General features: G+C 75.4%; 12 protein-coding genes. 6 read left to right on the top strand and 6 right to left on the bottom strand.

Features of this window, described 5'->3' with window-relative positions:
* Positions 1-51: 51 nt before the first annotated feature.
* Entirely contained in the window at positions 52-1,092 is a 1,041-nt protein-coding gene (locus AB0C76_RS00380) for a lytic transglycosylase domain-containing protein (protein ID WP_359957284.1), read from the top strand.
* A gap of 72 nt (positions 1,093-1,164) precedes the next feature.
* Here the strand turns inward: AB0C76_RS00380 and AB0C76_RS00375 are convergent, their stop codons facing one another.
* The 3 genes from AB0C76_RS00375 to AB0C76_RS00365 all read right to left on the bottom strand — a co-directional run bounded on the left by AB0C76_RS00375 (position 1,165) and on the right by AB0C76_RS00365 (position 6,517).
* Positions 1,165-3,441: a hypothetical protein gene (locus tag AB0C76_RS00375; protein WP_359957281.1), complete on the bottom strand. Its 2,277-nt coding sequence runs from the start codon at positions 3,439-3,441 to the stop codon at positions 1,165-1,167.
* A 203-nt stretch (positions 3,442-3,644) separates the two neighbouring features.
* Positions 3,645-5,216: a lipase maturation factor family protein gene (locus AB0C76_RS00370; RefSeq protein WP_359958061.1), complete on the bottom strand. Its 1,572-nt coding sequence runs from the start codon at positions 5,214-5,216 to the stop codon at positions 3,645-3,647.
* A 248-nt stretch (positions 5,217-5,464) separates the two neighbouring features.
* Positions 5,465-6,517, bottom strand: a complete 1,053-nt coding sequence (locus tag AB0C76_RS00365) for a GAF domain-containing protein (RefSeq protein WP_359957278.1) — start codon at positions 6,515-6,517, stop codon at positions 5,465-5,467.
* A gap of 441 nt (positions 6,518-6,958) precedes the next feature.
* On the opposite strand from AB0C76_RS00365, the gene AB0C76_RS00360 reads away from it, so the two are divergent.
* The 5 genes from AB0C76_RS00360 (at position 6,959) to AB0C76_RS00340 (ending at position 12,410) form a co-directional block, all read left to right on the top strand.
* Positions 6,959-8,230 carry an acyl-CoA dehydrogenase family protein gene (locus tag AB0C76_RS00360; RefSeq protein ID WP_359958059.1) on the top strand — a complete coding sequence of 424 codons (1,272 nt, stop codon included), beginning with the start codon at positions 6,959-6,961 and terminating at the stop codon, positions 8,228-8,230.
* 514 nt (positions 8,231-8,744) lie between these two features.
* Entirely contained in the window at positions 8,745-10,976 is a 2,232-nt protein-coding gene (locus AB0C76_RS00355; protein ID WP_359957275.1) for an ATP-binding protein, read from the top strand.
* A complete protein-coding gene (locus tag AB0C76_RS00350) occupies positions 10,976-11,407 on the top strand; it encodes a roadblock/LC7 domain-containing protein (RefSeq protein WP_359957272.1) in 432 nt (143 codons plus the stop codon). The genes AB0C76_RS00355 and AB0C76_RS00350 overlap by 1 nt, the downstream gene beginning before the upstream one ends.
* Entirely contained in the window at positions 11,404-11,784 is a 381-nt protein-coding gene (locus tag AB0C76_RS00345; protein ID WP_359957269.1) for a DUF742 domain-containing protein, read from the top strand. Before AB0C76_RS00350 ends, AB0C76_RS00345 begins: the two co-directional genes overlap by 4 nt.
* 53 nt (positions 11,785-11,837) lie before the next feature.
* Complete coding sequence (locus AB0C76_RS00340) at positions 11,838-12,410, top strand: ATP/GTP-binding protein (protein ID WP_359957266.1); 573 nt, start codon at positions 11,838-11,840, stop codon at positions 12,408-12,410.
* Between the two features lie 81 nt (positions 12,411-12,491).
* Here AB0C76_RS00340 and AB0C76_RS00335 read toward each other — a convergent pair whose 3' ends face one another.
* The 3 genes from AB0C76_RS00335 to AB0C76_RS00325 all read right to left on the bottom strand — a co-directional run bounded on the left by AB0C76_RS00335 (position 12,492) and on the right by AB0C76_RS00325 (position 19,017).
* Entirely contained in the window at positions 12,492-12,947 is a 456-nt protein-coding gene (locus AB0C76_RS00335; RefSeq protein ID WP_359957263.1) for a MarR family transcriptional regulator, read from the bottom strand.
* Between the two features lie 227 nt (positions 12,948-13,174).
* Complete coding sequence (locus tag AB0C76_RS00330; protein ID WP_359957260.1) at positions 13,175-15,154, bottom strand: hypothetical protein; 1,980 nt, start codon at positions 15,152-15,154, stop codon at positions 13,175-13,177.
* Positions 15,151-19,017 carry a DUF5682 family protein gene (locus AB0C76_RS00325; RefSeq protein ID WP_359958056.1) on the bottom strand — a complete coding sequence of 1,289 codons (3,867 nt, stop codon included), beginning with the start codon at positions 19,015-19,017 and terminating at the stop codon, positions 15,151-15,153. The genes AB0C76_RS00330 and AB0C76_RS00325 overlap by 4 nt, the downstream gene beginning before the upstream one ends.
* Positions 19,018-19,032 lie beyond the last annotated feature (15 nt).

Raw genomic sequence — 19,032 nt, 5'->3', positions numbered from 1 at the left:
GATGACCGCCACTCGCCGGGAGCACCGGTGATCAAGTGGGGGGAACCACACATGGCAGTGAGCACATCCCGGCGTGCGCTGGTGATGGTGTCGGCCGCGGCCGTCTCGACGGCCGTCCTGGCCGGGTGCGGGAGCAAGTCCGCGACGACCGACACCCATGCGGCGCCGAGCCCGACTACTCTGGCCACGAGCGCCTCGCCCGCCGAAGCGGCCGGCGCGAGCGCGTCCGCGAGCTTGTCCGCGAGTGCGACGCCGTCGCCCGGCGCGAGCACCACCGGCAGCCCGGGCGCGAGCGCGTCGGCGGGCAAGTCGGCCAAGGCGAGCCCGAGCCCGAGCCCGACGGCGAACGGCGACAAGCCCGGCGCCGCCAAGCCGTCCACCGGCAGCGCCGAGAAGGCTCCCGCCCCGGCCGTCGTCCCCGTCGCCGCGGCTCCGGCGCCGACCGCCAAGCCCGGCCCCGTCGCTCCCCCGCCGCCGCCGGCGCCCGAGGGCCCGCACGCCCCGCCGCTGCAGAGCAGTTGCAAGCCGAGCAAGCCGCAGCCGGACGAGCCCAAGGACGCCGTCGGCGCGGCGCTCACCGCCGCGGCCGGCCAGGCCCGCACGCTCACCCTCAGCAGCGGAGGCACCGACAAGCTGCCGCCGCTGCCGGTCAACCTGGTCAAGGCCATCGCCTGGCAGGAGAGCGGCTGGCAGTCCGGCATCCTCGCCTGCGACGGCGGGATCGGCACCATGCAGGTCATGCCGGACACCGTGAGCTGGATGAACACCAAGTTCGGCACCGTCTCCGACGCCAAGACCCTCGCCGGCAACGTCCAGCTCGGCACCCAGTTGCTCGACTGGCTGGTCGCCTACTTCGGCGACTCCGGCTTCGGCGGCACGTACGACCTCTCCCCCGACCCGGCCACCGGGAAGGCTCCGCTGCTCGACCTCGTCATCTCCGCCTACAACGCGGGCGCGGGCAACGTCCACTACAACACCGCCATCGACCCGGCCACCGGCGGGACCGTCGGCAGCCTCGTCATCCCGAACCCGGGCTACGTCGCCAACGTCAAGGCGCTCATGGCGAGTCAGCCCTGGAACAAGGCCGGCTGAGACCGGAGAACGCCCGAGGGGCCCGGAACGCACGTCGGCGTTCCGGGCCCCTCGGGCACTGCGGTGGGTCCGTCAGCCGCGCGCGGCGGTGACGGCGGCGCCCAGCGCCTCCTTGATGCGCGGACCGAGGCGGGCGAAGCCCAGCTCCTTCATCGCCGCGCGCAGCAGTTCGTCCTCGCTGCGCTCGACCCCGTCGCCGTCCACCCAGCGGACGACCGCCAGCAGCTCCTCCGCCGAGTAGGCGGTCACGGGTCGGCCGGGCGTGAAGTCCGGCTTCGCCGGGCGACCCGCGGACGCGGCCGGCTCGACGGGCTGCTCCTCCGCCTCGACCGCCGCTGCCTCGACGCCGGGCTCCTCCTCCACCGGGCCCGGAGCCTCGGCGGCGGGCTGGACGGCGGCCTCCGGCTCGTCCGTCACCTCGGCCTCGGCGGCCACCGGCGCCTCAACGGCCTCCGGGGCCTCGGGGGTGGGCTCGGGGGTCGGCTCGGCAGTGGCCTCGGCCTCGGCGATCGGCTCGACGACCGGCTCGGCCTCGACGGCGGCTTCGACCTCAACAGCCTCGGGCTCGGCCTCGACGGTCGTCTCCGGCTCCACCGCCTCTGCCTCGACGCCGGGTTCCTCCTCCACCACGACGGGAGCCTCGACGACGGCCTCGGGCTCGGCGGCCACCACCTCGACGACGGGCTCGGCACCGGCTTCGACCTCGGCTGCCGTCTCCTCGACGGCCTCCACCGGCTCGGCGGCCACCTCGGCCTCGACCGGCTCGGCGGCCACCTCGGCCTCGACGGCCTCCGCCTGCACAACCTCAGCCTCAACCGACGTCTCGACGGCAGCCCCGACGGTCTCCTCGACCACGGCCTCCAGCTCGACAGCCTCGGCCTCGCTCTCGGCCTCGGTCCCGGCGGTCACCTGAGCCTCGGTGGCTGTCTCCTCGACGGCCTCCACCGACTCGACGGCCGCCTCGGCCTCGACGGCCTCCGGCTCCACAACCTCGGTCGCAACGTCGGCAACGGCAACGGCCTCGTCCGCAGTCACCTCGGTCTCGAAGGCCTCGACGACCTCGACGACCTCGACGACCTCGACGACCTCGACGGCCTCAGGCGCCTCGACCGCAACCTCAGTCTCGGCGGCCGTCTCCTCGGCGGCCTTCGGCTCCTCGGCCTCGACCGGCGCGTCCTCGGTCCCGACGAGCGCGGCAGCGGCGGCCACGAGGTCGTCGGCCGCCGGGGACGGCGCCGGGAGGGCGACGACCGACGGCTCGTCCTCGAGCTCCGCCTCGACCTCCGCCTCTGCCACCGGCTCCGCCGAAGTCTCGGCCTCGGTCAGGCCCTCGGCGTCGGAGACGGTCTCGGCCGCCTCGTCGACCTCCTCCGCGACAGCAGCCGCGACAGGAGCCTGCGCCAGCCCGTCGCGCTGACCGCCGGCCAGGGCCTGGCGGGCCGCGTAGGCGGCGTCGGCGGCGCGGCGGTCGGCCCTGGCGGCGGCCAGCTCGGCGAGCAGGTCGCCGAGTCCGGCCTCCTCCAGCGTGGTGCGCAGGCTGTGAATGGTGGGCAGGCGGTAGAGGGTGCCCTCGTCGGCGGCGAGGCGCTCGACGAGGTCGACGAGCTCGACGAAGGCCAGGCCGTCGAGGTCGTGGTCGGGCAGGACGCGGGCGAGTTCGCGCAGACCGGCGCTGATCGCGTCGAAGGTCTGGGCGGTGCGCTCGACGAGGGTGCGGTCGCCGGGGGCGGTGGGCAGGGTGCCGGCGGGGGCGAGGGCGGCCCAGGCACGGCGCTCGACCTCGGCGGAGGCGAGGGCCTCGTGGAGGTCCTCGCGGCGGGTGCGGCGCTCGGCCGCGAGGGCGGCGGCCTGCTTGCGCAGGGCGCGGACGCGCAGCCAGGAGAGCTTGATGCCGCGCTCGCGCCGCCAGGCGCCGTCGGCGGTGGCGGCGGTGAGGGCGTCGAGGTCGGCGTCGTAGGCGGCGGCCGTCAGGGTGCCGGAGGTCCGGTGGACCCGCTGGAGGAGTTCGACGAGGAGCACGGTCTTGGCGACGGTGTCGGGTTCGTCGAGCTTGGCGTCGGCGGCGAGCGCGGTGACGGCCTCCCAGGTCCTGGTGAGGTCGTGGCCGCGCAGTTCGGCGAGGGCGCTGCTGGCGGCGCGGGCGTCCTCGGGGGTGGCGACGGTGTCGAGCGCCGCGTACCAGGCGTGGGTGTCGGTCGTGAGGGTGAAGGCGCCGAGTTCGGCGTAGCGGCCGAGGTCCTCGCGGAGGTCGGGCTCCGCGGCGGCGTCCTGGGGGTCCTTGACGTCTGCGGCGTCGGCGACGTCCGCCGGGTCGGCTGCGTCGGCGTTGCGCGAGTGAAGCACTGTCATGTGAGGTCCGGTTCTGGGCGACGGCGGCGGGGCTGGCGGCGAGGGGGCGGCGGACCGTTTGCGCGGGGTGCCCCGGGGCGGGGGCGGGGGCGCGCGGCCGGGCCGCCGGTTGTGGACGCCCAGAATACGGGTGCCCGTTCGAGCCTTGCACGCACCCACCGCCCGACGGGCCGGTGTCGCGTGCCATGACGCCCGGCTGGACGCTACCCGGGAGGGCCGGGCGGGTGGCCGTCGGCGGGGCCGGGCGGGTGGTGGTGTCGGCCGTCCGGGCGACGGAGACGATCGAGGGGGACGGTGCGGGTGCGCTGGCCGGACGGTGGGCGGCGGCCGGGCGGTGGGTGGTGGCCGGCGCGGGCGAGGGCGGCGAGGTCGACGGGGGCGAGGTATTCGGACAGGGGGGTGCGGTGCCACCAGGCTCCGGTCCGCCGCAGTTCGCGCCATCCGGTGAACCGGTAGAGGTGGAGGGTCGCCCGGACGTGGGTCGGCGGGGCGTCGGGGAAGGGGTTGTGGCGCAGCAGGCGCAGGGTGGCGGGGTCGCCGGTGAGGAGGCGGGCGGCGAAGGGCAGGAACCAGGGGCGGGCGTAGCCGGGTGAGATGCCGGCGAACCACATGAGCCAGTCGAGCCGTAGATGGTAGGGGGCGTACTGGCGGGGCAGGCGGCGGACGTCGCCGGGTTTGCCCTTGAAGCCGTATTCGCGCCAGACGGTGTCGGGGGTGAGGACGGGTTCGTCGGTGCCTTCGACGACGACTTCCTGGCGGACGCGGTTGATGCTGCCGAAGGCGCCGTAGGTGTTGACGAGGTGGAGCCGGTTGAAGGAGCGGTTCATGACCTGGCCGCGGGAGACGAGGTTGCGCACGGGCCAGTAGCTGAGGACGGCGACGGCCGCGGTGAGGGCGAGGACGAGGGCCTCGTACCAGGCGGGGGTGGCCGGGTAGCTGCGGGCGTGGACGGGCAGGCCGATGCGGGCGGGGTCGACGGCGGCGAGGGCGAGGGCGATGGTGAGCCAGTTGAGCCAGGCGAAGTTGCCGGAGGCGATCAGCCACAGCTGGGTGGCGGCGATCAGGCAGGCGGCGTAGGTGGCGACCGGCTGCGGGAGGAGGAGGCCGAGCGGGACGACGAGTTGGACGGCGTGGTTGGCGGCGGCCTCGACGCGGTGGAGCGGGTCGGGCAGGTGGTGGAAGAACCAGCTGAGCGGTCCGGGCATGGGCTGGGTCTCGTGGTGGTAGCGCAGGCAGGTGAGGTCGCGCCAGCAGCTGTCGCCGCGGATCTTGATCAGTCCGGCGCCGAACTCGACGCGGAAGACCAGCCAGCGCATCAGCCACAGGACGGGGGCGGGCGGGGCGGTGTCGGCGGTGCCGAGGAAGGCGGCGAGGAAGCCGGCTTCGAGGAGGAGGGACTCCCAGCCGAAGGAGTACCAGGTCTGGCCGACGTTGACGATGGAGAGGTAGAGGACCCAGAGCAGGGCCCACGGCAGCGGGGAGGCCCAGAGCGGGAGGGCGTCGCCGAGTCCGGCGGCGAGGGCGGCGGCCGCGGCGGCTCCGGTCCACGCGACGGCGGCGAAGTAGCGGTCGCTGTAGTGGAGGTGGAACAGGCTGGGTGCCCGGCGGAAGGGGACGCGGGCGGTGAAGCGCGGCACCGGGAGCATGCCGTCGGCGCCGATCAGGGCGCGGAACTGGGCCGCGGCGTTGAGGAAGCCGATCAGGTAGAGGCCGGCGAGCATCCGCTGGACGAGCATCCGGCTCGGCCAGTAGTCGGGGGCGGCGAACCAGTCCATGCGGCCCATGCCTACCACCGCGGGAGGCCGGTCGGGCCCGAACGGGCGGCCGGGGGCGGGCGGTTCACCCGCTCGGTGGCGGGGGTTAGGGCCGCGGGCGGCGGACGGCGGGGTGCAGGGTGTGTGGGGTGTGGGGTCCGGGCCGGGACGGCAGTGGGGCGGGGAGCCTCTCCTCGGGGGTGAGAGGCGCCCCGCCCCACTGGACGGTCCGGTGATCTCGACGGTGCCGCGGACGGCCGCTCGGGTGTTCAGCCCGGCAGGACCATTCCGCTCTCCCCGGCGATGCCCGGGCGGCCGACGGATCCGTTCTGCTGGAGGCGGTCGACCAGGAGGGCGGCCAGGGTGCCGAGTTCCTCCTCGGTGCGGGACTGCGCGGTGACGTCCATGCCGACGGTGAGGACACCGTTGACCTGGCCGGTGCGGGCGGTGCGCATCGGGGTGCAGGTGAAGCTGAAGATCTGCTGCCCGCGCTGGTCGGGGCGCCCTGACTGGATCCGGACGTCGCCGAGGACGGTGGCCCGCCCGGTGTGGTAAGCCTCGGCGACGGCCTGCTGGAGGCCGGCCGCGCCGAGCTGCGGGTAGGCGGCGCCGATCGTGCCGTACGCCACCGGGGCTCCGAAGGTCTCGGCGTGCTGGGCGTTGGCGTAGCGGATCTCCTGGCCGGGGCCGTCGGTGAGCATGATCGGGAAGGGCGAGCCGTCGAAGGCGGCGAACATCTCCTGCTGCTGGGCGAGCAGGGTGTCGCGCAGCCGGATCTCGGAGAGGAGGGCCTCGGCGAGGTGCTGGATGTCGCGCAGGCGCTCGCGGCCCCACTGGCGGGGTTCGCGGTCGAGGACGCAGACGGTGCCGATGACGGTGTTGGTGTCGTCGACGAGCGGGGCGCCCAGGTAGGCCCGCACCCCGAGTTCGTCGACGACCGGGTTCCCGGCGAACCGGGGGTAGGCGAGGATGTCGTCGAGGGCGAGCGGGGAGCGCTGGGCGACGACGTGGGGGCAGAAGCCGTGACTCAGCGGCATCTCGCGCGTGGGGAGGTCGAAGGCGATGCCCCGGTCGGCCCAGGAGGCGCCGTCGTCGGAGGCCGTATCGGAGGAGTTTGGCGGAATGTAGAGCCCCCGGAACATCTGGCGCTCGTCGTTGATGAAGTTGACCATCGCGATGGGGGCCCGGGTGATGCTGGCCGCCAGGTGGGCGAAGCGGTCGAAGGCTTCGTCCGCGGAGGGCTCGTTGAGACCGAGGGTGCGCAGTCTGCGGGTGCGCTCGGACTCGCCGGCGGCACCCGGGAACTGGCCTTGAGTGCTCATCACATCAGTCATGGCGCACATGTAATCAGACATCCGGGGGGTTCGGTGCCCCCGGGCCGGGTGGTTCTGGTTGCTGATGGACAGTCAAAGCCGCATGTGAACGGCCGCTCAGCAGGTTGCCGCAGGGGCGAAGATCACTTCCCATCCGGCCACACGGCGAAACCAAGCGAAATTCGGACGATCTTTTTCGCGCCAATCCAAGATCGGCTCTGGGTGACTTCCTTATGCCCATATGACAATGAGCCCTGCCGAAGACACGGACGGTAGCCCCACCCCTCGGGGAACCCGGCCGGAGTTCCGCACGCACCGGTTGCAAAGGGGCGAACAAGGGCAACCGGCCGCCACCCACGACCCCACACCCCACCGCAGCGGCGGCCGGCGCGGCATCGACGGCACGGACGGAGGCACGACACCCCGAAACGAGAGGACCCCGGCATGACCATGGACTACTTCACCGACGAGCGTCACGAGAGCCTCCGGGCGGAGGTGCGCGAGTTCGCGGAGAAGGAGATACGTCCGCACGTGGCCAGAATGGAGGCCGACCGGCAGGTGGAGTTCGAGCTCTCGCGCGAGATCGCCCGCCGGGGCTGGATCGGCGTGACCATCCCGCAGGTCTTCGGCGGGCTGGGACTCGGGCACCTCGCCAAGACCGTCATCGTCGAGGAACTGGCCCGGGTGAGCGGTGCGATGGGCGCCGTGGCCCAGGCCTCTCAGCTGGGCGTGGCCAAGGTCCTCCACTACGGCTCGGACGCCCAGCGGCGCAAGTGGCTCCCGAAGTTCGCCTCCGGGGAGGCCCTGCCCACCATCGCCGTCACCGAGCCGGAGTCCGGTGGCCACGTGCTCGGCATGACGGGCACCGCGCGCCGCGAGGGGGACGAGTACGTCCTCAACGGGCGCAAGTGGTTCGTGGGCAACTCCCACATCGGCGACGTCCACGGCGTCGTCCTGCGCACCGACCAGGGCAGCCGGGGGCTGTCCGCGTTCCTCGTCGAGAGCGACCGCCCGGGCTTCCGCACCGGCACCCGCGGCTCCCAGAGCGGGCTGCACGGCTTCAGCTTCGGCGAGATCGTCTTCGAGGACTGCCGCATCCCGGTCGGCAACCGGCTCGGCCGCGAGGGCCAGGGCCTGGACGTCGCCTACTCGTCCTCCACGCTCTACGGACGGCTCAACCTGGCCGCCGTCGCCCTCGGCATCCACGTCGCGATCGTCGAGGACACCGTGCGCTTCGCCGAGGAACGGGTGCTGTACGGCAAGCCGCTCAACCAGCTGCCCAACATCGCGCTGAAGCTCGGCGAGATGCAGTCCCGGCTGATGACCGCCAAGCTCGCCGCCTACCACGCCTCGCACCTGCTCGACCACGGCAAGGCCTGCGACGCCGAGCTGATGAACGCCAAGCTCATCAACACCGAGTACGCGCTCGACTCGGCGCGCAACGCCATGGAGATCCACGCGGCCCGCGGCCTGCACAGCGACTTCAACATCGAGCGCTACCAGCGGGACGCCACCCACGTCTACCCGCCGGCCGGCACCTCGGACATCCAGCGGCTGCGGCTCGGGCAGATCGCCTCGGGCACGTACGGCAAGCAGTGGTCGGCGGAACTGTCCGGGCCGGCCAGCTGGGCGTGGACCGAACTGGCCCAGCGGGAGGCGCAGCTGGAGGAGGAGGCCGAGCGCCGCGGCGGAGAGGTGATCACGATGCCGCTGGCGGGATAGCGACCGGGCCCGGCACCGCCGTCGACCCCGATCGGACCGACCACCCCTGTTCGCCGGTCCGCCCACTCGTCGACCGTCCGCCGACGCCCCTGCCGACGTCTCCGCCGATGCCTCTGTCGCCGACCCTTCAGTATACCGACGTTTGACCTGTTCCTGACGGCTCCGTGGAAGGATCCCCCGACCCCCCGCGGAGCCGTCCCCCTCCCGGGGAGAGTCGCTCGACCTGCGACGATCCGTCACCGCACGATCCGACGAGGGGTGTTCACTTCTGCCATCAGTCGATCACATATCGTCAGTTGATGTTGCGATGGGGGCACCAGGGGCTGGTAGCGTTCCTGCCGTCGGCGGCCGTGCTGCACCCCGCCCGGACACTGACACCGCGTCACCCCGGTGACACCGCGTCATGATCGTGACACCGCGTCACCCCCGTCCGGCGTCCCCGGCCGTGGCGCCCCGAAGCCCCGGCCGGACCGCGCGCGGGCACAACCCGTTCGGCCCAGCAACAAGGAATCAGATGCCAGGCATATCGGCCCCCCGCACGGGCCACCGCGCCGGCCGGTCCGGCTCCCTCAGCAGCTCGCTCCTCGTCCTCGTGCTGGTCCCCAGCGCGGGTCTCGCCGCCGCCTGGGGCTACGCCGCCTACCTGCTGCGCGACGCCGGGCAGAACACCGCGCTCGCCGCCGGCAGCGCCGTCGTCGCGCTGGTCCTGCTGGTCAGCCTGGTCCGCGGCATCCGCGCGGCCCGCTCGCTGCCGGCCCGCCTCGCCGGACTCCGCGCCGACACCCTCGCCCTCGCCCAGCAGGAACTGCCCGCCGTCGTCGCACGGCTGCGCTCCGGCGAGCCCGTGCCCGTGCCGCCCACCTGGTCCCCGTCCCGGCGCACCGGCGACGAGGCTCAGCAGATCGCCGACGGCCTCGCCGCCGTCCGCCAGGCCGCCGTCGCCGCCATCGTCCACCAGGCACAGGGCCGCGAGGGCACGAAGAAGGTCTTCCTCAACATCGCCCGCCGCACCCAGATCCTGATCCACCGGCAGATCAGCATGCTGGACGCGCTGGAGCGCGAGCACGAGGAACCCGAGCTGCTGCGCGAGCTGTTCGCCGTCGACCACCTCGCCACCCGCATGCGGCGCAACGCCGAGAACCTGGTGATCCTCGGCGGTGCGCTGCCCGCCCGCCGCTGGCGCAACGCCGTTCCGGTCGTCAACGTGCTGCGCAGCGCCGTGTCGGAGACCGAGAACTACTCGCGCGTCGTCGTCCAGGGCGTTCCGCGCGCCTCCCTCAGCGGGCAGGCCGTCGCCGACGTCATCCACCTCGTCGCCGAACTGATCGAGAACGGCACCACCTTCTCGCCGCCGTACACCCAGGTGCAGGTCTCCGCGCAGGAGGTCCCGAAGGGGCTCGCGGTCGAGGTCGAGGACCGCGGCCTCGGCATGGGCGAGGAGGAGTACGAGCGGCTCAACGACTACCTCGCCAACCCGCCCGAGTTGGACGTCTCCGCGCTCGGCGACGACCTGCGGCTCGGCCTGTTCGTCGTCGCGCGCCTGGCCGCCCGGCACGAGATCCAGGTGACCCTGCGGCCCTCGCCGTACGGCGGCACCCGGGCCGTGGTGCTGGTGCCGGCCGTGCTGTTGGAGAAGGCCGAGAAGCCGGCCGCGGTGCCCGGACTGCCCTCCGGCGCGCGCGTCACCCGCACGCCCGTGCCGGGGCCGCGTCCGGCGGCGGAGGACGATCTCGGGGTGCTGGACGGGGAGTTGGTGGACGACCTCGGCGTGCTGGAGGACGTGGCCCCGGGGCCCACGGTTCCGTCGATGCCGTCCATGCCGTCCATGCCGTCCATGCCGTCCATGCCGACTGTGCCCCCGGGGTCTTCGACACCTTCGGGCGCTTCGGCGCCGCCGGTCGGCTCCGCGCCGTCGGGTGTTCCGGTGGCCCCCGCCCTTCCGGTGCGTCCGGTCGGCGGTGACTCCGGGTCCGTCATCAGCGAGCTCCTCGCCCAGTACCCCGTGGACGACGACCGGCACGACGCGCAGGCCGCTCCGCCCGCCGACGGCGGCCTGCCCGTGGGTGCCTCGATCCCCGGCCTGCCCGGCGCCGTCGTCGTTCCCCGGCCCGTGTACCCGCGCCCGTACGACGACATGGCCGAGAACCTCGCCGACGGCCTCGGCGGCGACGGCGCGGGTGGCACGGGTGGCACCGGCGACGCGGTCGAGGCCGACCTCGGCACCGTGTCCGCCGACCGGCTCGTGCCCACCCACGAGCGCGCGGCCGACGCCCCGTTCGTCCACGGCCCGGACGGCGAACTGCGCACCCCGCGCGTCCTGCCGCAGCGGGTCCGCAACGCCAGCCTCGCCGAGCAGTTGCGGGAGGCCAACGCGCCCGCCGGCGTGGCGGGCCTGGCCGGCCCCGCCGCCCCAGCCCCGGCTCCCCGGTACGGCGGGAACGACGGCGGCAGCGACTTCAGGGACGCCGGGCGGGGCGACGGCTCCCTGGGCGGCGGTCCCCAGGGCGGCGGCACTCGCGGTGAGGTGGACGAACCCTCCCCCCAGCGCTCCCGCGCCACCATGGCCGCCATCCAGCGCGGCACCCGGACCGCCCGCGCGTCCGACCCCGCACCGGGCTCGCCGACCGCACCCGGCGAGCCCGCCACACCTGCCACATCTGCCACGCCCATCGCGCCGACCGCACCCACCACACCCCCCGCACCGGCCGCGCCTCCCGCCGCTAAGGAAGCCAAGGAACAGCAGTGATGACGCAGCACACCGACACCCAGCGCGACCTCAACTGGCTGCTGGACCAGCTGGTGGCGCGGGTACCCGAGACCCGGCACGCCATCGTCCTCTCCGAGGACGGCCTGCTGGTCGGCCTGTCCCAGGGCCTGGACCGGGCCGACGCCGAGCACCTGTCCGCCGTCGCCTCCGGCCTGCAGAGCCTCGCCCGCGGTGCCGGCCACCGGTTCAACGGCGGACGCGTCCGGCAGACCGTGATCGAGATGGACCAGCTGTTCCTGTTCGTCACCACCGCCGGGCAGGGCGCCCGTCTGGCCGTGCTCACCAGCGAGCAGGTCGACGCCGGGCTGATGGCCTACGAGATCAACATGCTGGTCAAGCAGGTCGGCCAGTACCTCACCGCCGCGCCGCGCAGCGACGCCGGCCAGGTCGGCGTGGGTGGCGGTGCGTGACCGCCGACGCCGACGAGGCCTGGTTCTTCGACAAGGACGCAGGCCATCTGGTCCGTCCTTACGCGATCACCAACGGGCGCACCGGCCCGGTCCGTGACGGCTTCGCGCTGATCACCCTCGTGGTCACCGCCGACCCCCGCACCGACACCAGCCGGCTCGCTCCCGAACCGGCCGCGATCATCGACCTGTGCCGCGAACGGCCGCTGGCGGTGGCCGAGATCGCGGCCACGCTCGACCTGCCGGTGAGCGTGGTCAAGGTGCTCCTCGACGACCTGGCCGAGGCCCGGCTGATCCTCACCCGCGCCCCGGTCCAGCTCGCCGAGGCGCCGGACATCTCCCTGATCCAGGCCGTGATCGAGGGGGTCCGCCGGCTCTGAACCGGCGGCGGACCCTCGCCCAGCAACTCCCACTCCCCTCCCAGGAGACCGAATTGACGACCCAGAGCCTCGTGCCGGGCGCGGTCAAGATCCTCGTCGCCGGCGGCTTCGGCGTCGGCAAGACCACCATGGTCGGCTCGGTCAGCGAGATCGAACCCCTGCAGACCGAGGAACGGATGACCCGCGCCAGCATCGGGGTCGACAGCCTCGAAGGCGTCCAGGACAAGTCCACCACCACGGTGGCCATGGACTTCGGCCGCATCACCGTCCGCGACGACCTGGTGCTCTACCTCTTCGGCACACCCGGGCAGTTCCGCTTCTGGTTCATGTGGGACGACCTCGCCCTCGGCGCCCTCGGCGCGATCGTCCTCGCCGACACCCGCCGGCTCGAAACCAGCTTCGCCGCCGTCGACTTCTTCGAGCAGCGGGGCATCCCCTTCGCGATCGGCGTCAACTGCTTCCACGGCCGCCGCGACGCCACCCCGGAGGACGTCCGCCACGCCCTCGACCTCGGGCCCGAGGTGCCGGTCGTCCTCTGCGACGTACGGGAACGGGCCTCCAGCAAGGAGCTCCTGCTCGCCCTGCTCGACCGCGTCCACCGCGACGCCCTCGCCGGGCGGCGCTGAGGCGCGGGGGCGCTGAGGCGCCGGGGTGCGGGGGTGTCGAGGCGCCGGGGTGTCGAGGCGCTGAGACCGCGGGGTGCCGTTTCAGGCTGAGGCGGGCGTCTCCAGGGCCGCGAGCGCACGGACCAGCGGAGCCAGCTCCGGTACCTCCGCCGCCCGGGCCAGCGTCGCCTCCAGGGTGGCGTCGTGCACCGGACGGGCGGCGGCGAGCAGTTCCCGGCCCTCCGGCGTCAGCTCGGTGTAGATACCGCGGCGGTCGTCCGGACAGAGGTAGCGGCTGAGCAGGCCGCGGCCCTCCAGCCGCGTCACCAGACGGGTGGTCGCGCTGCTGCTCAGTGCCGCCGCCCGGGCCAGCTGCTGCATCCGCATGTGCCAGCCGTCCTGGCGCGACAGCGCGTCCAGCACCGTGTACTCGACCACCGAGAGCCGGTGCTCCGCTTGGAGCGCCTTCTCCAGCGCCGTGTCGATCAACCCGTGCAGCGCGGCGAGCGTGCGCCAGCCGCCGGCCCGGATCTCGGCGGCGTCGTCGCGGATCCCCATGGCTCGACTCCCTCTCGCGCGGTTCGGTCGCTCGTCCGCTCAGTATGACAGCTGACGCCGGTTACCTGTTCGTGCAATTACCTCGCCTTATGCATCGGGTGCGGGGCGTCCGGTGTGGGCGGTTCGGGGAACGTGGGGGCATGAGGGGCGTGGGGGCGTGAGGGGCGTGGGGGGCGGGTGGTGCCCGACGGCACGAACGAAGCGGGCGGGGCAGGACGGTGGTTGGGTCACGCGTGGGCCTCCGGTGGTGTCCAGGCCGCCTGGCAGAGGGCCGTCGCCAGGGCCTCCGTGTAGTGCGCGGCGGCCAGCCAGGCGGTGGTGAACGCGCTGTGGTCGTCGGGGACCACACGGCCGAACACGTCGCGGCGGTGGTCGGTCGCGGCGGTGCGCAGCGCGTCGAGGAGGTCGGCGGCGGTGGTCAGGCCCGCCTCGCGCAGCCGGGCAGCGTCGGCGGCGGTCGTGCTCGTGCCCGGGGGCAGGGCGCTCCGGCCGGAGGTGACGGTCTGCTCGATCCGACGGCCGAGCAGGTGCGCGGGCGGGTCCAGCGGGTGGGCGGACGGGTCCAGGGGCGGTGCGGGGAGGCCGGGGGTCGCGGGGACGTCGGCGGCCTGGAGGCGTTCCAGGCCTAGGTTGACGCGTCCGGCCCGGTCGGCGGGGAGGGCGAGCGTCGGGGTGCGGGTCGGGGTGTCGGTCGGGGTGTCGGTGGACGCCTCGGACGCAGCGGTGCCGATCGCGAGCAGCCGCAGTTCGGGGCGGGCCGCGCGCTCCAGACGGCCGATCACCCGCAGCCGCAGGCCGGGGGCGGCGGCGAGCAGGGCCAGGTTCACGCGGTGGGCGAGCCCCGGGTGGTCGTGGGCGGCGCGCAGCGCGACCACCGGGCCGTCCTCGCCGCAGCGTGCCAGGAGGCGGGGTGCTCCCCCGGGCGTCTTCGCCGGGGCGTGCTCGGTGGGACCGTCGGTCGTCGGGCCCAGCAGGGTGACGTCCAGGAACAGGAGATCGCTCCCGGCCGGGCGCGTCTCGTACGGGACGGCCTGCGCCGCCAGCGCGCGCTCCACCTGGGCGGCCACCGGTTCGGCCCAGAGGCCGGCGACGGGCGCCGCGGTCCACGCCGCTCCAGTGGCCCGGACCGCGCGCACGGCGGCACCCGCCCCGAGCCGCCCGCTCGCCGATCTGGTGGCGCCCTGGACGGCCAGCCCGGCGCGCGTGAACTCGCGGTGACTCAGCGAGGTGTCGCCCAGCCGGACCGCCCGGTTGCCCGCGCCGACGGCCTGCGCGGCCGCCGCGTCGGGGTCGGCGTACGGCAGCACCTCGGCGACGGTGCTGAGCCGGCCTTCCGCGTCCACCGCCCAGCTGAGAACGCCCGCGTGCGTGGCCGTCAGCACCGGCTCGGCGAACAGCCCGTGCAGCCGCAGCGCGCCCGCGTCGCCGTACGCCTGGCGGGCGGTGCCGCGCAGCTCCGCGACCGGGCCGCGGGCGGGGCCGGTGGCGGAACCGGCTGCGGTGGCGGGGCCGGTGGCCGGGTCCGCGGTGAGGCGGCGGGTGAGGGTGAGCAGCTCGCGCAGGTCGGCCACGAGGTCCGCGAGGCGGTGTTCCGGCGCACCGGAGCGGGCCGCGCGGATCCGCGTCGCCACGGTGACCGCCACTGCGGCCGGGCGGTACAGCCCCGCCGCGCGGGCGCCGTGGGCCGCCCGCAGCAGCTCCGCCTGTGCGACGGCCCCCGCCCCGCTCACGCCCGCCGCCAGGACGGCGGACGCGGCGCGGTGGAGGTGGCGGGCGGCGGCTTGCTCGGCGGGGGTGAGGGCGTCGTCGTCCGCCACCTGTTCAGTGGGGACGGCGGGTTCGGAGAGTGAGGCGGGTTCGGCGGGCCCGGTCGGCCCGGACGGCCCGGACGGCCCGGGTTCGTCCGTGGCGTCGGCCAGCGGGCACAGCGTGACCGCCGCCGCCCGGTGCACGCACGCCGGGGCGAGCAGGCAGCCGCAGTGCACGCCGGACGGGTCGGTGAGCACTCCGCCCGGGGCGCGCAGGACGAGCACCGTCTCCTCGTCCACCTCCACCCGCCACTCGTCGCCGGAGCTCGTCACCGGACGCTCCGCCAGCTTCGCCGCCGCGCCGTCCAGCCGCTTCTGCAGCCGGGCGCTCAGCCCCGCCACCACCTCGGCGACCACCTCGGGCCGCACCCGCGGCCAACCGGTCGACCGTGTCGTCATCGCACCTTCTCCCCCACCCAGCGGGCCAGTTCCAGCGGGCTCAGCGCCGCCACCGGCATGCCGGCCGCGACCAGTCGGCCCGCGATCGCCGTCGAATACCGGGCCGTGCCCGTGTCGTCGAGCGCCGCGCAGCCGAGCACGTGCACGCCCGAGTCCACCAGCGCCCGGGTCTGCGCGAGCAGCGCGCCGACCGGGCCGCCCTCCTCGAAGTCGCTGATCACGGCGACCAGCGTGCGCGACGGCACCGTCACCAGCTCCCGCGCGTACCGCAGGCCGGACGCGATGTCCGTGCCTCCGCCGATCTGCACCTCCAGCAGCAGGCCCAGCGGGTCCTCCACCCGATCGGTCAGGTCGACGATCTCGGTGGAGAAGGCGACGAAGTGCGTGCTCAGCGACGGCACCCCGGCCAGGATCGAGGCGGTGAGCGCCGCCCAGACCGTCGACGCCTCCATCGAGCCGGAGACGTCCACCACGAGGATCAGCCGCCAGTCCGCCGACTTCCGCGCCCGCGTCCGGAACACCGGGCGCTGCGGCACGATCACGGTGCCGCCGTCCGGGGCGGGGCGGGCGGTGGCGAGGTTCGCGCGGATCGTGCGGTCGAGGTCCAGCCCGCCGCCCGGGCGACGGCTCGGGCGCGGCAGGCTGATGCCCGTCAGCGCCGGGCGCAGCCGGGTCGCCAGCTCGCGGGTGAGCTCCTCCACCAGGCGCCGCACCAGCGGGCGCAGCCCGGCCACCCGTGCCTCCGGCAGGCCGCCCGCGTGCTCCAGGACGGTGCGCAGCAGGTCGACGGACGGGCGGGCGGCGCGCGGGTCGATCGCCTCCAGGGCGTCCGTACGGCCCTGGGCGACGGCCGCCGCCAGGACCTCCTCGCGGATTCCGGGCCCGAACAGCGCCGACAGTTCCTCGGCCCACTCGCGGACGCCCGGGTAGGGGGCCTCGCGGCCGCCCCGGCGGCCCCGGCCGTCCAGGTCGGAGCCGGAGCCCTCGCCCCGGCCGGTGCCGTACAACTCGTCGAGGGCGGTGGCCAGTCGGCCGGCGCGGGCGCCCCGGCCGGAGCCGCCGGGGCGCCCGAGGAGCAGACGCCAGCGCTCGGCGGGGGCGAGGGTGTGGCCGGCTTCGGGGAGGGCCGGCAGGGGTTCCGGGGCGGGGGCGGGGGCGGCGGGCGGTGCCGGGAGCAGCCCGAGTTCGCCGAGCACGCCGCGGGCGGCGAGGTCGGCCCGGGCCCACGTCGCCAGGATGGCGGGGGGCACGGCGTCGGGCAGGTCGACGAGCCGCGTGCCGAGGCGCTCCTCGACCAGCGCGAGCAGCCGGTCGCGGGCGGCCGGGCTGAGCGTGTCGAAACCTCCGCGCAGGGCGGGCAGGCGGTCGAGGAAGGCCTCGTCGGGCAGGGAGACGACCCGTTCCAGGACGGGTTCGAGCACCTCGGGCGCGGTGGCGAGCAGGCCCTCGGCAGCCGTCAACAGCCCGACCAGCGACCGGACGAGGGCATGGCGCGCCTCCGGCGCGGTCGCGCCGTCGACCCACGACGCGGCCCGGTAGCCGAGCTCGGCGGCCGCCTCCTGCCCGAGCAGGACGCGGACGGCCCCGGCGGCACCACGCACCATCGGGCTCCCGCCGGCGGCGAGTTCGCGCAGCACGTACCCGAGCCGCACCCCGCCGCCGAGATCCGCCCGCCGTGCCAGCTCCACCAGCGCCCGCGCATCCGCCGGATCGTCGGACCCGCTCAGCCCCTCCAACTGCCGCACGGCAGCGGCGATCAGGAGGTCGGTGACGGCGGCCGGCGAGGCATGGAGGTGGGAGGGGGCGGCCGCCTCCGGGCAGGCGCCGTCCGGAAGGGGGACGGCGCTTCCGGGGGACCGCGTGGAGGGGCGACGGTCCGGCAGCGCAGAACCGCCGTGCGGCAGACGGCTGTCAGGGTCGGCGGCGGGGTCGGCGGCGGGGTCGGCCTCGGGTGCAGGCCCGGAGCCGAGGTGGGCATCACCCGCCACGGGCACGCTGGGCGCGACGCCCGGGGCGAACGCCCCCGCCGACTCCGGCTGCGTGCCGGGCGCCGTGACGGTGGCCGGGGGTGCGGTGTCCGGACCGGCGCATCCTGCCGACTCCCGTTCGGCCGCGGGTGGGGTCAGGGTCACGGGGAAGTGGCCGGCGGACAGGCGGTCCAGCGTGGTGAGGGCTTCGAGGAGGTCGGGGAGGGTGCCGGCGGCGGGGAGGGTGGTGGCGACTTGGGTGAGGCGGGTGCGGGTGAGGGCGGGGAGGTCGCAGGCCGCGGCGTCGGTGAGGCCCTGGATGACGTCGCGCGGGGTGGGGCCGTCGGCCTGCTGCTCGCGGCGGAGGCGGTCTCGCAGGGTGCCTTCCGCGGCCTGGGCGGGAGTGACGCCGCGGGTGCCGGCGACGGTGAGCATCGCCGCGGTGGCCGGGGTCCAGTGCAGGCGCCAGCGGGTGCCGAGGGTTTCGGTGCCGCCCGGGCCCGTCGTGTCGACCCGGTCGCCGTAGGGGACACCGCAGGCGCGGAGGCGGTTCAGCAGGGTTTCGCGGCGGCGGTCGAGGGTGCTGCGCAGCGGGTCGAGGCGCAGTTCGCGCGGGCCCGGGTCGGCGGGGCCGGGCAGGCCGAGCGTCCCGGTGAGCGTTTCGACGGCGGGGCCGAGGCCGCTGCGGGGCGCGGCGGGGGTGGCGCGGCCGGTGCGGCTGCCGACGAGGACGCGTTCGAGGGCGCGGGCGACGGCCCGGCCGCGGCCGAGGGGTTCGCCCTGGGCGAGGACGGTCTGGACGGCTTCGACGAGTTCGCCGCGGCCGGGGGCGGCGAGGCCGCGCAGGCGGGCGAGGTCCCCGGTGAGGCGGACGATCTCGCGGGCGTCGGCGGGGCCGGAGGGGTGGTCCTGGGTGCGCAGGGCCTCGGTGATGCGGACGGCGGTGGTGGTGAGGGCGGCGGCGAGGCGGTCCGGGTCGCCGGCCGCGTCGAGGACGGTGTGCTGCCACTCGGGGTCGCGGATGCCGGCCGGGTAGCCGGAGCGGGCGTCGAGGAGCGGATAGGTGTAGGGGATGAGGGAGACGACGTGGGCGGGCGCCTCCGCGCCCGGCGGTCCGTCGTCGGCGTGCGACTCGTCGGCGTGCGGCCCTTCGAGCAGCGCCGGTGCGTGGAAGGCGCCGATCACGGCGGCGACGCGCCGCCCGCCGGCCGAGGCGGCCGCGATCCGGGCGCGCATCCAGGCCTCGCGCCGGAGGTCGTACGGGTCGACTCCGGGGCCGGTCTCGGCGTCGCGGCGCATGGCCCAGCCGACCAGCAGCGCGGCCCGGCGCACGGCCTCCGGGGCGGAGCCGGGGGCGGCGGTCTCGACGAGGCGGTCCCAGAGGTCGTCGTCGCCCGCGCGGCCGGTGAGCCGCCGGCGCAGGGCGTCGGTGACGGACGGGTCGGCGGCCGGGCCGCCCGCGGACCGCTGTCCGGTGCCCCGGTGGGCGAGCGGCAGGTCGCAGGCGATGGCCTCGACGCCGTTGCGCCGGGCCCAGCGCAGGGCGGCCAGCTCCGGGGAGAAGTCGGCGAACGGGTAGAAGGCGGGCCCGTCCGCGGTCTCGGTGGACGGGTCGGCCGGGGCCGCCGCGAGGGCGACCGGGGCCTCGGTGGCCTCGTCCGCCAGGTGGCCGAGCCAGGGCTGGAACTCGGCGGGGAGTTCCACCAGCACCACCCCGGGCCGGGCGGCGTCGAGCAGCGCGGGGACGACCGCGCTGAGGGACGGCGCATGGTGGCGCACGCCGATCAGGTAGGGCCCGGGCCGTTCGGTGCCGGCGGCGGCCAGGCGGGCCGCCGCCTCCTCGACGACGTGCCGGGAGCCGTCGGACTCGGCGGCCCCGGTCGGGATTTCGGGCATCACCGCGCTGCTCAT

The organism is Kitasatospora sp. NPDC048722, from assembly GCF_040650235.1.
In the GTDB taxonomy this organism is placed as follows: domain Bacteria; phylum Actinomycetota; class Actinomycetes; order Streptomycetales; family Streptomycetaceae; genus Kitasatospora.
Note: the sequence above shows the minus strand (reverse complement) of the source record. Positions and strands in the feature narration are given on the sequence as shown.

Bases quoted from the DNA above. Each gene is read 5' to 3' on its own strand.
- AB0C76_RS00380 (WP_359957284.1), top strand. From the start codon at position 52: ATGGCAGTGAGCACATCCCGGCGTGCGCTGGTGATGGTGTCGGCCGCG.
- AB0C76_RS00375 (WP_359957281.1), bottom strand. From the start codon at position 3,441: ATGACAGTGCTTCACTCGCGCAACGCCGACGCAGCCGACCCGGCGGAC.
- AB0C76_RS00370 (WP_359958061.1), bottom strand. From the start codon at position 5,216: ATGGACTGGTTCGCCGCCCCCGACTACTGGCCGAGCCGGATGCTCGTC.
- AB0C76_RS00365 (WP_359957278.1), bottom strand. From the start codon at position 6,517: ATGAGCACTCAAGGCCAGTTCCCGGGTGCCGCCGGCGAGTCCGAGCGC.
- AB0C76_RS00360 (WP_359958059.1), top strand. From the start codon at position 6,959: ATGGACTACTTCACCGACGAGCGTCACGAGAGCCTCCGGGCGGAGGTG.
- AB0C76_RS00355 (WP_359957275.1), top strand. From the start codon at position 8,745: ATGCCAGGCATATCGGCCCCCCGCACGGGCCACCGCGCCGGCCGGTCC.
- AB0C76_RS00350 (WP_359957272.1), top strand. From the start codon at position 10,976: ATGACGCAGCACACCGACACCCAGCGCGACCTCAACTGGCTGCTGGAC.
- AB0C76_RS00335 (WP_359957263.1), bottom strand. From the start codon at position 12,947: ATGGGGATCCGCGACGACGCCGCCGAGATCCGGGCCGGCGGCTGGCGC.
- AB0C76_RS00330 (WP_359957260.1), bottom strand. From the start codon at position 15,154: ATGACGACACGGTCGACCGGTTGGCCGCGGGTGCGGCCCGAGGTGGTC.
- AB0C76_RS00325 (WP_359958056.1), bottom strand. From the start codon at position 19,017: ATGCCCGAAATCCCGACCGGGGCCGCCGAGTCCGACGGCTCCCGGCAC.